We start from the raw sequence: 13134 nt of genomic DNA, 5'->3' as shown, positions 1-13134 counted from the left end.
CATGTTGGCTTTATTCCTCCGGCTTGGGGCGTTGACGAATCACCCAAATCAATTGGCCCAGCCACAGGGTGGCCCAGAGGCCCGTGATCCAGGGCAGGCTCCCCTCAGGGAAGGGATGGCGCATCTCCTGCAGGAACCAACCGCCGCTGTTCACCGCGGCGAAGATGCCGCCGTGCAGGCATAGGTTCACGATGCGCTCGAAATGCCGGTAGGTCGGATCCTCAGGGTTAGCGGGGCCATACCAGCGGATCGGCATTGCTCGAGCTCAGAAACCCCTGAATCCTGACGCGGCTCGGGCCCAGTTGACGAGCGGACCCTCGATGGGGTCTGATGGTTCAGCGCAAGCGCTTGTAGCTCAGCGGATTAGAGCATCTGACTACGGATCAGAGGGTCGGGAGTTCGAATCTCTCCAGGCGCGTTTCAACTGCCCCCACGGGCAGTTTTTTTTTGGTTGATCGGTCGGGCTGATCGCTGCGATTTCTTACGATTGGGCAAAGCTTTACTGACATTTCATGGGCCAGGCATCTGGACGCGCCATCGACGCCGATCTGGCTCAGTCGGATCCGGATATCGCCGCGTTTATCAATCAAGAACGGCAGCGTCAGGAAACCCACCTAGAACTCATCGCATCGGAGAACTTTGCCTCCCGTGCGGTGATGCAGGCCCAGGGTTCCGTGCTCACCAATAAGTACGCCGAGGGTCTGCCCAGCAAGCGGTATTACGGCGGTTGTGAGCACGTTGACGCCATTGAGGAGTTGGCCATCGAGCGGGCTAAGCAGTTGTTTGGTGCCGACTGGGCCAATGTGCAGCCCCACAGCGGTGCCCAGGCCAACTTCGCCGTTTTCCTGGCTCTGCTGCAGCCCGGCGACACGATCATGGGTCTTGATCTGTCCCATGGCGGGCATCTGACCCATGGTTCTCCGGTCAACGTCAGCGGCAAGTGGTTCAACGTCGTCCAGTACGGCGTCGACAAAGAGACCCAACGCTTGGACATGGAGGCGATCCGCCAGCTTGCGTTGGAGCACAAGCCGAAGCTGATTGTTTGTGGCTATTCCGCGTATCCACGCACCATCGACTTCGCCGCCTTCCGCGCCATCGCTGATGAAGTGGGTGCCTATCTGCTGGCCGATATGGCCCACATCGCCGGCCTCGTGGCCGCTGGTGTGCATCCCAGCCCGGTGCCCCATTGCGATGTGGTGACCACCACCACCCACAAGACCCTTCGCGGCCCCCGCGGTGGCCTGATTCTCTGCCGCGATGCTGAGTTCGCCAAGAAATTCGACAAAGCCGTGTTCCCTGGCAGTCAGGGCGGCCCCTTGGAGCATGTGATTGCTGCCAAGGCTGTGGCATTCGGTGAAGCGTTGCAGCCTTCGTTCAAGGCCTACAGCCAGCAGGTGGTTGCCAATGCGGCAGCCCTCGCCGAACAGCTGATCGCCCGCGGCATCGATGTCGTCAGCGGTGGCACCGACAACCACGTGGTGCTGCTGGATCTTCGTGGCATCGGCATGACTGGAAAAGTGGCTGATCTGTTGGTGAGTGATGTGCACATCACTGCGAACAAGAACACAGTTCCCTTCGACCCCGAATCGCCCTTTGTCACAAGTGGCCTGCGGCTGGGAACAGCCGCACTTACCACCCGTGGTTTTGACGTACAGGCCTTCCGTGAGGTCGCTGATGTGATTGCCGACCGTCTTCTCAATCCTGAGGATGATGCGATTCGCCAGCGTTGCCTCGACCGGGTGGCCGCCCTCTGTGAGCGCTTCCCTCTCTATGCCGACAGCAAGCAGCCGGTTCTGGCCTGAGGCTTGGCCTTGGCTTTCGAACGAGCCTCGGCCGTGCCTGGTTGATCGGTTGCAGGCTCTTTAGGATTGGAGCCACTCCTTCTGACCTGGGGATCGTCTGTTTGCTGGAGCCTGCGTGAACCTCTTGGCCAGCCCTATCGCGGTCGCCTCGGTCAGCTTTCTTCTGGCCGCGGTGACCACCATGGTGCTGGTGCCCCAAGTGCGCCGGCTGGGCTTGCGCTTCGGGTGGACCGATCAACCGGATGAGCGCAAGCAGCACATCACTCCAATGGTGAGGCTGGGGGGCATTGCCATGGTCCTGGGTTTTGCCCTGGCTTTGGCGGCGGTGTGGTCCGTGGGGGGGTTTGGCTTGCTTGCCCCGGCCCGGGATCAACTGATCTGGAGCACCCTGGCCGGTTCGCTCTGCTTTTTTCTGATCGGCCTGGCGGACGACCTATTCGCCCTCTCCCCCTGGCCGCGGCTGGCTGGACAGGTCGCCGTGGCTTGTGCGGTGTGGAGCCAGGGCGTTCGGATTGGAGCGATCGATCTTCCCTGGTTCACGGCTTCAGCCGGTCCGATTGCTCTGCCCGACACCCTCAGCCTGCTGGCCACTGTTGTTTGGCTGGTGGGAATCACCAACGCCATCAACTGGCTGGATGGCCTTGATGGCCTTGCTGCGGGAGTGGCTGGCATTGCCGCTGTCGGGCTGGTGTCCGTCAGCTTTTCGCTGCATCAGGTGGCCGCTGGATTCCTCGCCGCCGCGCTGGCGGGCTGCTGCCTCGGCTTCCTGCGGCACAACTTCAACCCTGCCCGCATCTTCATGGGGGATGGGGGCTCCTACTTCCTGGGATTCACCCTCGCTGCCGTGAGCATCGTGGGACCTGCCAAAGGGCTCACGACGGTGAGCCTGCTGCTGCCGCTGCTGATTCTCTCGCTGCCTCTGGCCGACATGTCGGCTGTGATCATGGGCCGTCTGCGGGAAGGCCGTTCCCCCTTCTATCCCGATCGCCGTCACCTCCATCACCGACTGTTGCGCGCTGGCTTCAGCCATCGGCGCACGGTTCTGCTGATCTACGTCTTCACCCAGTGGCTAGCTGCCTTGGCCCTTGTGGTGGCCAATGCTGAGATGCGCTTCCTCTGGCTGGCTTTGGCCACGGCCATCCTCGTGGCCACGGTGGTGATCAGCCGTCGCCAGTTGCAGCACGAGCGAGCTTTGATGAACACCAACCCCTGTCCCACCCCTGCTGATCCCGCTGCCCTTGGCGAACCGCGTGGCTGAATCGGGTGTTGAAATCCTGTGCGTGGGTACAGAGCTGTTGTTGGGCGACATCCTCAACGGCAATGCCCGATGGATTGCAGAACAGTTGGCAGGCCTGGGGCTGCCGCATTACCGCCAAACCGTAGTTGGCGACAACAAAGATCGTGTGATCTCTGCCGTACGGGAGGCATCGCAGCGCTGCAGGGTTCTGGTGACGACAGGAGGTTTGGGCCCAACCCCCGATGACCTCACCACAGAGGCCCTTGCTGCTGCTTTCGAGACTCCCCTGGAGGAGCGGCCCGAACTCTGGCTGGAGATCCAGCGGAAGTTATCGGCGGGTGGCCGGCCGGTTGCTCCCAGCAACCGCAGCCAGGCTTATCTGCCCCGTGGAGCGGATGTTCTTCCAAATCCAAAGGGGTCTGCACCGGGAATGATCTGGTCGCCCCGACCTGATTTCACGATCCTTACCTTCCCGGGGGTGCCTGCGGAAATGCGGGTGATGTGGACGGAAACGGCCGCCCCCTGGCTTCAAGCCAATGCTGGGACTTCAGGGGTGTACGTGAGCCGTCAGCTCCGTTTTAGTGGCATTGGTGAATCCGATCTGGCTGAGCGCGTTGCCGATTTGTTGGCGTCCGCCAATCCAACGGTTGCTCCTTATGCCTCTCTCGGAGATGTGAAATTGCGGCTCACGGCCTGTGCTCCCACTGCCGATGCCGCCGCTCAGCTGTTGGTGCCGCTGGAAGCTGAGCTGCGCCGTCGCACAGGGAACAACTGCTACGGCATCGATGAGGACAGCCTGGCGTCGGTGGTGATCGACCTGCTTAAGCAAAGGCACCAGACGATGGCGGTGGCGGAGTCCTGCACCGGTGGTGGATTGGCGGCAGCCCTTACGGCTGTTCCAGGCTCCTCGTCGGTGTTCCAGGGTGGCGTCGTCGCTTACAGCAATGCGGTGAAACAGGCCTTGCTTGGGGTGTCGCGGGATCTGCTCACGGCCCATGGTGCTGTTTCCCAGCCTGTGGTTGAGGCGATGGCTCGGGCAGCCCGGGAGCGCCTGAACTGCGACTGGGCGATCGCGGTCAGCGGTATTGCCGGCCCTGGCGGTGGCAGTGCCGAGAAGCCCGTGGGCTTGGTGCATCTGGCCTTGGCTGGTCCCGATGGCTGTGAGGCCTGGGTGCAGCATTTCGGTGAGCGGCGGGGTCGGGAGGCCATTCAGAAGATGAGCGTGATCCGTGGCTTGGACCGTCTGCGTCTTCGCTTGCTCGCTCAGGTTTAGGGTCGACGGTTCTTGCGGCTGAACTGTTGAGTTCCGGCACCCTCTACGACAAGGTGTGGGACCTGCATCGGGTGGCGGAGCTCCCCGGCGGATCCACCCAACTGTTTGTCGGTCTGCATTTGATACATGAGGTCACCAGTCCTCAGGCCTTCTCGGCTTTGAAGGACAAGGGCCTGACGGTGCGCTGTCCTGAGCGCACGGTGGCCACGGTGGACCACATCGTGCCGACCACCTCTCAGCAACGGCCGTTCGCCGATCCGTTGGCAGAGGAGATGCTCAGCACTTTGGAACGGAACTGCCAGGAGCACAGCATCCCTCTGAACAACATCGGCAGCGGCCGGCAGGGCATCGTGCATGTGATTGCCCCGGAGCTGGGCCTAACCCAGCCGGGCATGACGGTGGCTTGCGGTGATTCCCACACCTCCACCCATGGCGCCTTCGGGGCGATCGCCTTTGGGATCGGCACGAGTCAGGTGCGCGATGTGTTGGCCAGTCAGAGCCTGGCCATGAACAAGCTCAAGGTGCGCCGGATTCAGGTGAATGGCCTTCTTTCAGAGGGTGTGTCGGCGAAGGATCTGATCCTGCATGTAATCCGCCACCTTGGTGTGAAGGGCGGCGTTGGCTACGCCTACGAGTTCGCCGGCTCGGCCATCGAGGCGTTGTCGATGGAAGAGCGGATGACCCTCTGCAACATGGCGATCGAGGGGGGAGCCCGATGCGGTTACGTCAATCCCGATCAGGTCACCTTTGAGTATCTGAAAGGTCGCCCCCATGCCCCTGAAGGTGACGCCTGGAGCCGCGCTGTCGCCTGGTGGAGCTCCTTGGCCACTGATCCTGACGCAACGGTCGACGACGAGGTGGTGTTTGATGCCGCTGCGATTCCACCCACGGTGACCTGGGGCATTACACCCGGCCAGGGACTGGGGATCGATGAAACGGTGCCCAGCCTTGATCAACTGGATCCAGGGGAGCGTCCGATTGCGGAGGAGGCCTACCGCTACATGGATCTCCAGCCGGGAACGGCCATCGCTGGGGTGCCTGTGGATGTTTGTTTCATCGGCAGCTGTACCAATGGCCGTCTCAGCGATCTGCGTGCGGCTGCCGACGTGGCCCGTGGGCGCCAGGTGGCTGAAGGCATCAAGGCGTTTGTGGTTCCCGGCTCGGAGCAGGTTGCGAAGGCTGCTGAAGCTGAAGGGCTGGATGCGGTGTTCCGTGCCGCAGGCTTTGAGTGGAGGGAGCCCGGCTGCTCGATGTGTTTGGCCATGAATCCGGATCGGCTGGAGGGGCGTCAGATCAGCGCCAGCTCCAGCAACCGCAATTTCAAGGGTCGGCAGGGATCGGCCTGTGGCCGGACGTTGTTGATGAGTCCAGCAATGGTGGCCGCAGCTGCCGTTAACGGTCGTGTGACCGATGTCCGTACTTTGATTTCTCCGTCCGCATCGTGATGGCTCTCTTCCCGACTGGTCCGGTTCAACAGGTGAGTGGAACGGCGATTGCCGTCCCCGGTGAAGACATCGACACGGATCGGATCATTCCGGCACGATTCCTCAAATGCGTCAGTTTCGAGGCGTTGGGCGACCAGGTGTTTGCCGATGACCGTCTCGAGCTCTCCGGTGAACATCCCTTTGATCAGGCCCGTTATCAGGGGGCCTCGATCCTCGTGGTGAACGGCAATTTCGGCTGCGGTTCCAGCCGTGAGCATGCACCTCAAGCGTTGATGCGCTGGGGAATTCGCGCGGTGGTTGGGGTCAGTTTTGCCGAGATCTTCTACGGCAACTGCCTCGCCCTTGGCATTCCCTGTGCAACGGCAGCCCCGGAGCAGATCAAGGCGATTCAGGCGCAGGTGGATCGTGAGCCGGGACGCTCCTGGAGCCTGGATCTCGCCGGTTTGCAACTGACCTCAGCGGAGTCCAGCTGGCCTGTGTCCATAGATCCTGGTCCTCTCGACATGCTGCGCAGTGGTCGTTGGGATGCGACGTCCCAGCTCCTGGACCATGGCCCCCAGGTTGCGGAATTGATGCAAACACTGCCCTACATCAACCAGTTCGCCTCTGAGTAACAGCCAAGTGCGACTCCTGTGTCTATGAAAGAGATAGGAGGTCGCATTCGGAGGTCGGATCTCAATGGCTTATTCGCTTTCGCGGTTGTTGTTGCCCCTGTTGCCGCTCTTGGTTGTTGCCGGTGTGGTTCCTGCTGGGGCCGTTCCGCTTAAGGTGCAGCCCCATGATCCGTTGGATCGCAGCTGTCCTGGCTGTGATCTCCGCCAGGCGGATTTCCGTCAGGCCCATCTCATCGGTGCTGATTTTCGCGGCAGTGATCTGCGCGGCGCCGATCTGAGGGAGGCGAATCTTGAAGGTGCTGACCTGACGGGAGCGTTGCTGGAAGGTGCTGACCTGCGGGGAGCCAACCTCAGCAATGCTGAGCTGTCTGGCGTGGACCTGCGCAATGCCGATTTGCGGGAGGCCCAGGTGATCAATGCCTATGCACCGAACGTGCAGACCTCCGGCATGCGCTACGCCGGAGCTTCACTGTTTGGCAGCGATCTGATCATCGGGGGTGCTGATTGATCAGAAGGGTCGATCCGCGTTGGTGGTTTCCATCCAGTTCGTTGGGGTGTAGGGCACAAACGGCACGCCTGTGCCCTTGAAGTCAAAGTCGTTGAGCCGGAAGCGAACGCCACCAATGCCCTTGTAGGGATTGAAGTAGACCCCCACGTCGTAGCTGCGCCGTTGCCAGCGCAATTCGATGTTGGAGTTGACGGTTTTTCCGAAGTACTTCGAACCGGGATCGACGTTGTAACTGACGCCGGTGCTCAGCACGACCGGTCCAACAATCTGTTGGGTTAGGCCGACCCCAAGGGTGGCGAGATCGACGTTCCGATCGAAGTCGAACGGGCTGTCGCCGTTTTTCAGGGATCCGCTGCCGACGATCGAGATCTGCGTGAAATCGAGGAAGGGCTTGCTGAAGGTGCCCAGGGTGATGGTGGGGCCTCCGCTGAGACTCAGGGTCTCCTGGTGACGGCCATCGCCGTACACCGCAATTGAGGTGTTGACGTTGGTGTTCAGGCTCAGCCCCGGAACAATGGGGACGGGGGAATAGCGATAGGCCGCTGTTGGAATGAGCTCTGCTGTCTTGCCTTTCAGCAATGGAATCTTGCTGGTGACGGAGGCGAACAAGCTGCCACGCCCACTGCGCAAACGGCGGTCGCTGTTGAAGCGGTCGGCGTCGTAGTCGCCGATGGCACCGCGAATCAGGTAGTCGTGGTCAACCTCGCCTGTCGACCAGCTGCCCTTGGTCTCGGCATAAACGCCATAGGCCGCATGGATGTTGGTTTCACCGAGGGAGCCATTCCAGGTGCGGTAGCGGTAGGCCCCGAAAAGATTGGTGTTCAGCACACCCAAACCACCGAGGTTGATATCCCGGCCGAAACTTCCCCAGTAGCGGCTGCTGCTGAGGATGTCCGTGGGGTCGAAGCTGCTGATATCGGCGTCGACGTTCAGTTCGTAATTCCCATAGCGGCCGCGCATTTTGGCGTCCAAGCCAAACAAATCTGCGGCGCTGTTGAAGTCGCCATCAATGGCGCGCTGAACCATGAACTGCGGTTGAACGGACAGCTCAGTGCTGGTGCCGATGGTCAGCGGCTTGAGGTTGCGTCCCACAAAAAGGCCACCGCGGTCTCTGTTGTCGATGCCTACAACGAAGCGGTTCTCCACTTCCTCTTCCTTCTGGATGAGTTGTCGACGGGTGACCGGAATGGGTAGCCGCTCTTCGACGATCAGCCGGTTGCGTCGCGCCGAGATCAGCACGTCTCCATTGGCTTGTTCGCGGGCGATCACATCTTCTGCATCGATCCTGGTTTGCGCTGGGGTAAAGGGATCGTTGCTGAAGCCCATGCGATCGGCTTGCCAGCCATCCGCTGTAACCAAGACTTTCGAGGCCTGAACTCTCCAGCGGCTGATCGTGCCATTGAGGAAATTTGTGCTTCCCAGGCTCTTCAATTGAGGAACCTTGACCACGCCGAAGCGGTTTTCATCTCTGACTGAGGAATTCAGGCGTTGAACGGGGATGCCACTGCGCCGTTCGATGCTGAAGCTGCCCTGGAGGTCGACATCTGAGATGCGTTGGTCGATCTTGGCGATCGCCTCAGTTCGCATGGCCTGCTGCTCGGCTGGCGAGATCGTGGGTTGTTCCGTTTTGCCGCCGCCGTTGACATGACGCTGGGGGTCTCCTCCATCGCCGAGGGCAATCGAGTCGAGACGCTCGGAGAGGGAGGAGGGCTTGACGCGCTGGCCAAGATCCGGGTCGTCACACTCCGGCAGGGGCGGCACCATGGCGATCTCCGGCTTGGGTGTATCCCGTCCCCAGCGGTAGCGCAGGCCCAGCAAGTAGGCATTGCTGCCCTCAGTGACGCCTCCATAGGTGCCGAATGCACCGGAGCGGTGGTGAATCCGGCCAACGAGCGAGAGGTCGGAGGACACTGCTGCCTCCACCTCGAAGCCGAGATAGTTCAACAGTTGGGTGTAGTTCTCGCGGAATGTTTTCTCGTAAAGGCTGACGTTGGAGTTGTAGCTGATGCCTTCAACAACGCTGAAGCTCAGCCAAGGCTGAACCCAGACACGCGCTCCGATTCCAAGGACCCCTTCGCCGAAGTTCTGTGCGGGCAGATCGGCATAGGCCTTGCTCTGGTTGAATTCGCCCCCCTGTTGCTGCTTGGCGATGTGGCTGAACAGGTCGGCCTCAAGTTCAATGGCGAATGGACCAGCGCGCATGATCCGTTTCTGCACGCCGACGCCCAACACGGCTTCGGGACGCATTCGACCGTTGAACAGGAAGGTGTCGCCGAAGGCGGCATCAATCATCTGACCGCCCCAGGCCGTGACTGCCCAAGGTTGCGGATGCCAGTCGGGAACCGGAGGAAGCAGCGGCGGGCATGCCACAGGAGGCATGTCTTCAACGCTTGCTGGGGTGGGTGACTCAGGCGGGGCTGATGGTGTTCGAGAGGTTGTTAACGGATTGGTGAGGGGCTCCTCAAGGTCGATCACTCCGTAAACATCGTTGAGCTGACCTTCGTTTTGAACGAGGTTGTAGCGAAAGCTCGATGCTTGAAAAAATTGCTTGCCACGTCTGAAACGGACGGCGCCGCGGGCGTAAAGCGTGCGATAGGCAGCATCAAATTCGATGCGATCAGCGCGTAGTTCAGCGTTTCCGAGCTGAACAGAAACGTTGCCTTCGGCGATCGTGGCCTTGGACTTGGTGTCGGTGTATTGGCGATCGGCACGAACGTTCAGGCGCGCCGGCGCTGGAGCAACTGTCTCTGACGTTGATACAGCTGAACCGGCCGTGACGGGCAACACAGAAACCGACCCTGTCATCAGGGTTCCGGTCAATGCAAAGAGAAGGCGGTGCGCCGCCAAGGCAATCCTGCTGCGGGCAATGAGCTTGCCAGCTCATTTCAGAAATCACGGTCCGATCAGACCAGTGTGTGGCGCGGTCTGATCGAAGGGGTGAATCAATCTTCCAGGTCTTTGCGGCTGGGGGTGCGGCTTGGATCGCTCGCAAGGAACCCGAACACGAAGATGCCGAGGAAGAAGAAGACGACCGAGTAAACGGAGATCTTGAGGGCGAGCATGGAGACCGACCGGCGTCTGTGACTAGGGCATCATCCTATGGGGCATGACAGCGTCAGCAGGGGTATGAACCCTGATCAGGTCGGTCGATCGGAGTGGATTGAAACGTTTCGCAGTCGCTCGCGTCGTGATCTGCGCGCCGGGTGGCGCCGCTCAGGCGCCGCCCAGGCTGGGTTTTTCCTCGATGAAAGCTGGGGAGCAAGGCACCGTCCCGACTGGGCCAAACGTGGTCTGCTGATTTGGCCAAGAGGGCGACAGTGGCTGCGGCTTGAGCAGCAGTTGAGCTGGCCTGATGGCTGGTCTGCCAGTGATTTCTGTAGTGCTCGGCTGGTGCTGAGCTGGTGGGCCGAGCAGATGCGGCTCTGGGTGGATGGCGTGCTGGTTCATGAGGGAGATCTGTTCGATACCGCCTGTCGCTGGCCTTTGCCTGAGGCTTGTCGTGAGGGGGCGGCGCTGGATCTTGTCCTGGAGCTCTGCAGCCCTTTGCATGACGACGGAGCTCTGATCAGCAGCCATCTCGATCTGGAGCCGCAGGCTGCTGGCCCTGATCCCGAGCGCACGTTGTTGCCTGCGGCCTTGGAACTGCATCTAGCGGCGGATGGAGACCTGCCGTCGCATTGGGCGGATCTGAATCCCAGCGGTGTTGAGGCGCAGGCCGCTGTTGCAATGCACCTGGATCAGGTGGACCCTCCACAAGGGTCGTTGCATTGGCTGGGTCATGCCCATCTCGATCTGGCTTGGCTCTGGCCGGTCGCCGATACCTGGCAGGCCGCTGAACGCACCTTCCGATCAGCGTTGGCTTTGATGCGTCGCTGGCCCGAGCTGCGCTTTGCCCATTCCACGCCGGCCCTCTACGCGTGGATGGAGCAACATCGCCCGGCTCTGTTCGCGGAGATCCAGGTGGCCAGCCGCGCCGGTCGCTGGGAACCGATCAACGGCCCCTGGGTGGAGACCGACTGTGTGCTGGTCAGCACGGCGTCGTTGTGGAATCAGTTTGTTCTCGGTCAGGACGACAGCCGGCGCCGCTTCCCGGAATGGACCCATGAGCTGGCCTGGTTGCCGGACAGCTTTGGCTTCGCTGCTGGCCTGCCTGCGGTGGCGGCAGCCACCGGTGTGCGCTGGTTCTGCACCCACAAGCTGGCCTGGAATGCTGAGAACCCTTTCCCCCATCGTTTGTTCCGCTGGCGCGGACGGGGACGGTCTGAACTGCGCAGCCTGATGCTGCCGCCGATCGGACGTCGAGCTGATCCTGTGGAGATGCTGGGAGAGCAGCGGGCATGGCATAAGGCCACGGGGCTGGAGGCGGCGCTCTGGATTCCGGGCGTTGGTGATCACGGTGGTGGCCCCACCGAGGAGTTGCTGGCGCAGATCGAGCTCTGGGAGGGGCAAGCAGCCGCCCTGCCCGCCCGTGCCGGCACGGTGCGGGAGTTCCTGACAAGCCTGGAGCAGGACGATCAGGCCTGGCCGGTGTGGCGTGATGAGCTCTTCCTGGAGTTGCACCGCGGTTGCGCCACCAGCCGTCCCGATCAGAAGCGCCACAACCGAACGCTTGAACGGTTTTTGCGGGAAGCCGACACTGTTTCGGCCCTGTTGGCCATGGCCGGCCGGGATGGCGGTGGCAGCGATTGGCGCCCGCTGTTGTTTCAGCAGTTTCACGACATTCTTCCGGGAACTTCGATCCCGGAGGTGTTTGAACAGGCGGAACCGGTTTGGCGCTCGGCCCGGCGCCAGGCCCGCCGTGAGCGCGACCGGCGGCTGGCAAGGCTGCCTCGTTCGAAGGGCACAGCGGCGGAATGGAGTTGGTGGGGTCTGCAGCCCTTGGCCTCCTGGTCGCCTCTGGTTCGTCTTCCGGTGGGGTCGTGGTCAGCCAACGCCGTTTCACTTCCGCAGCAAGCGGCTGCCGGTGGTGGCACCTGGGTGCAGTTACCGCGTCAGCACGGGACTTGTTCTGTGCCGCTCCGGCGAGAACCAGGGTTGGCGTCCGGCGCTGCTCAGCCCCGTCAGCCTGTGGTCATCACGTCGCTTGGGTCGGGTGTTTGGCGCGTGGGTAATGGTCTGATCGATATTGACGTCTCCGCGGCAGGACTGCTGGCTCTGCGGGATCGCGATGGACGGAATCAGTTGTCGTCCCCCCTGCAGTTGGAGCGGTATCGGGACCGGGGCGAATTCTGGGATGCCTGGGATCTGGCGGCGGACTACCGATCCCAGCCCTTGGGTGTCATGTCCATGGATGTCGTGGAATGGCTCGATCAGGGGCCCCTGGTGGCCCATCTGGTGCTGCGGCGCCAGCTCGGCGCCAGTTGCATGCGTCTGGACCTGCGGCTGAAGGCCGACACGCCCTGGTTGGAGCTGATCTGCAGTGTCGACTGGTGTCAGACCCATGAGCTGCTGCGCCTGGACCTGCCACTGGCGACCCCTGCTGTCCGTATCGCTGCCGACACCAGCGGGGGGGTGATCGAACGGCCCGCTGAACCTATGACGGCTCGAGAACAAGCCCGCTGGGAAGTCCCTGTGATCTCCTGGTTCGCTTCGCAGTCGCCAGCTCCCGGAGGCGGGATGGCTGTGTTGCTGGACGGTCCCCAGGGTGTGGATTGGTCTTCAGACCGACTCGGCATTTCGCTGCTGCGGGGTCCGACCTGGCCTGACCCCAGCGCTGATCAGGGGTGGCATCGCCAGCGTTTGGCCCTTATGCCGTTCTCCGGCTCCTGGAGTGATGCCGGTGTGCCGCAGGCGGCCATTGCGTTTCGCGAGCCCGGGTGGTGTGCGGCTTTGCCTGCGGAGCTGCGTCAGTGGTTCCCATCGCTGCCGCTTCAACTCACGCCGGTGGCCTTGGAGCGCCATGTCGACGCTTGCCTGCTGAAGCTGCTCAATGCGGGGTCAGCGCGCTGCTGTTGGACCCCCGGTGCGGGGTGGAGTGTCCGCAGGCAAGCTGATTCCAATGCTGCTGATGCCGTGGTGATCGCTCCGGGAGAACTCGTCTCCCTGGTGGTTGATCAGTCCTCGTGATCGTCGAACGGGTCGTCGAGTGCTTTTGATGGAGGTCCAAAGGCCTGGTACACGCCAAATCCGGTGAGTCCGAACAAAACGGCGAGCACGCCAATGGCGACGGACAGGGCTGGGGACGACGTTTCCATCACATCTCTCGACAGGATCAACCCCGAACCGGAGTCGGCCCCTACAGTATCGAGACTTCAA

11 protein-coding genes and 1 tRNA gene are annotated in these 13134 nt (G+C 61.8%); 8 read left to right on the top strand and 4 right to left on the bottom strand.

The genetic code is table 11. From position 1 onward, the window contains the following. Positions 1-10: 10 nt before the first annotated feature. Positions 11-256, bottom strand: a complete 246-nt coding sequence (locus tag Q3Y53_RS00305) for a hypothetical protein (RefSeq protein ID WP_303531504.1) — start codon at positions 254-256, stop codon at positions 11-13. Between the two features lie 88 nt (positions 257-344). Here Q3Y53_RS00305 and Q3Y53_RS00300 point away from each other — a divergent pair. From Q3Y53_RS00300 to Q3Y53_RS00270, 7 genes are all read left to right on the top strand, one after another. Then, a tRNA-Arg gene (locus Q3Y53_RS00300) sits at positions 345-418 on the top strand. Positions 419-512: 94 nt separating this feature from the next. Beyond that, entirely contained in the window at positions 513-1802 is a 1290-nt protein-coding gene (glyA, locus tag Q3Y53_RS00295; protein ID WP_226424961.1) for a serine hydroxymethyltransferase, read from the top strand. A gap of 115 nt (positions 1803-1917) precedes the next feature. Beyond that, entirely contained in the window at positions 1918-3060 is a 1143-nt protein-coding gene (locus Q3Y53_RS00290; protein WP_303531499.1) for a glycosyltransferase family 4 protein, read from the top strand. Next, entirely contained in the window at positions 3053-4312 is a 1260-nt protein-coding gene (locus tag Q3Y53_RS00285; RefSeq protein ID WP_226425044.1) for a competence/damage-inducible protein A, read from the top strand. The genes Q3Y53_RS00290 and Q3Y53_RS00285 overlap by 8 nt, the downstream gene beginning before the upstream one ends. 26 nt (positions 4313-4338) lie before the next feature. Further along, positions 4339-5757 carry a 3-isopropylmalate dehydratase large subunit gene (leuC, locus tag Q3Y53_RS00280; RefSeq protein ID WP_303531497.1) on the top strand — a complete coding sequence of 473 codons (1419 nt, stop codon included), beginning with the start codon at positions 4339-4341 and terminating at the stop codon, positions 5755-5757. After that, entirely contained in the window at positions 5757-6371 is a 615-nt protein-coding gene (locus tag Q3Y53_RS00275) for a 3-isopropylmalate dehydratase small subunit 2 (protein WP_303531495.1), read from the top strand. The genes leuC and Q3Y53_RS00275 overlap by 1 nt, the downstream gene beginning before the upstream one ends. Positions 6372-6435: 64 nt before the next feature. Beyond that, the gene (locus Q3Y53_RS00270; protein ID WP_303531492.1) at positions 6436-6879 is read left to right on the top strand and encodes a pentapeptide repeat-containing protein; all 444 of its coding nucleotides are present in this window, start codon (positions 6436-6438) and stop codon (positions 6877-6879) included. On the opposite strand, the gene Q3Y53_RS00265 is transcribed toward Q3Y53_RS00270, so the two are convergent. Beyond that, on the bottom strand, positions 6880-9684 hold the full coding sequence (locus Q3Y53_RS00265) for a DUF3769 domain-containing protein (RefSeq protein ID WP_303531489.1): 2805 nt from the start codon (positions 9682-9684) through the stop codon (positions 6880-6882). Between the two features lie 137 nt (positions 9685-9821). Further along, positions 9822-9941, bottom strand: coding sequence for a photosystem II reaction center protein I (locus Q3Y53_RS00260; RefSeq protein WP_006042333.1), 120 nt, complete (start codon positions 9939-9941; stop codon positions 9822-9824). A 64-nt stretch (positions 9942-10005) separates the two neighbouring features. Between Q3Y53_RS00260 and Q3Y53_RS00255 the strand changes: the two genes are divergently transcribed. Then, the gene (locus Q3Y53_RS00255) at positions 10006-12945 is read left to right on the top strand and encodes a glycoside hydrolase family 38 C-terminal domain-containing protein (RefSeq protein ID WP_303531447.1); all 2940 of its coding nucleotides are present in this window, start codon (positions 10006-10008) and stop codon (positions 12943-12945) included. Here the strand turns inward: Q3Y53_RS00255 and psbN are convergent. Next, positions 12933-13073 carry a photosystem II reaction center protein PsbN gene (gene psbN / locus Q3Y53_RS00250; RefSeq protein ID WP_011363291.1) on the bottom strand — a complete coding sequence of 47 codons (141 nt, stop codon included), beginning with the start codon at positions 13071-13073 and terminating at the stop codon, positions 12933-12935. The genes Q3Y53_RS00255 and psbN overlap by 13 nt on opposite strands. Between the last annotated feature and the right edge of the window lie 61 nt (positions 13074-13134).

The sequence above is a fragment of the Synechococcus sp. YX-04-1 genome (assembly GCF_030546365.1).
Taxonomy (GTDB): domain Bacteria; phylum Cyanobacteriota; class Cyanobacteriia; order PCC-6307; family Cyanobiaceae; genus Parasynechococcus.
Note: the sequence above shows the minus strand (reverse complement) of the source record. Positions and strands in the feature narration are given on the sequence as shown.

Coding starts and splice junctions, on each gene's coding strand:
- Q3Y53_RS00305 (WP_303531504.1), bottom strand. CDS start 256: ATGCCGATCCGCTGGTATGGCCCCGCTAACCCTGAGGATCCGACCTAC.
- glyA (WP_226424961.1), top strand. CDS start 513: ATGGGCCAGGCATCTGGACGCGCCATCGACGCCGATCTGGCTCAGTCG.
- Q3Y53_RS00275 (WP_303531495.1), top strand. CDS start 5,757: ATGGCTCTCTTCCCGACTGGTCCGGTTCAACAGGTGAGTGGAACGGCG.
- Q3Y53_RS00270 (WP_303531492.1), top strand. CDS start 6,436: ATGGCTTATTCGCTTTCGCGGTTGTTGTTGCCCCTGTTGCCGCTCTTG.
- Q3Y53_RS00265 (WP_303531489.1), bottom strand. CDS start 9,684: ATGACAGGGTCGGTTTCTGTGTTGCCCGTCACGGCCGGTTCAGCTGTA.
- Q3Y53_RS00260 (WP_006042333.1), bottom strand. CDS start 9,941: ATGCTCGCCCTCAAGATCTCCGTTTACTCGGTCGTCTTCTTCTTCCTC.
- Q3Y53_RS00255 (WP_303531447.1), top strand. CDS start 10,006: ATGAACCCTGATCAGGTCGGTCGATCGGAGTGGATTGAAACGTTTCGC.
- psbN (WP_011363291.1), bottom strand. CDS start 13,073: ATGGAAACGTCGTCCCCAGCCCTGTCCGTCGCCATTGGCGTGCTCGCC.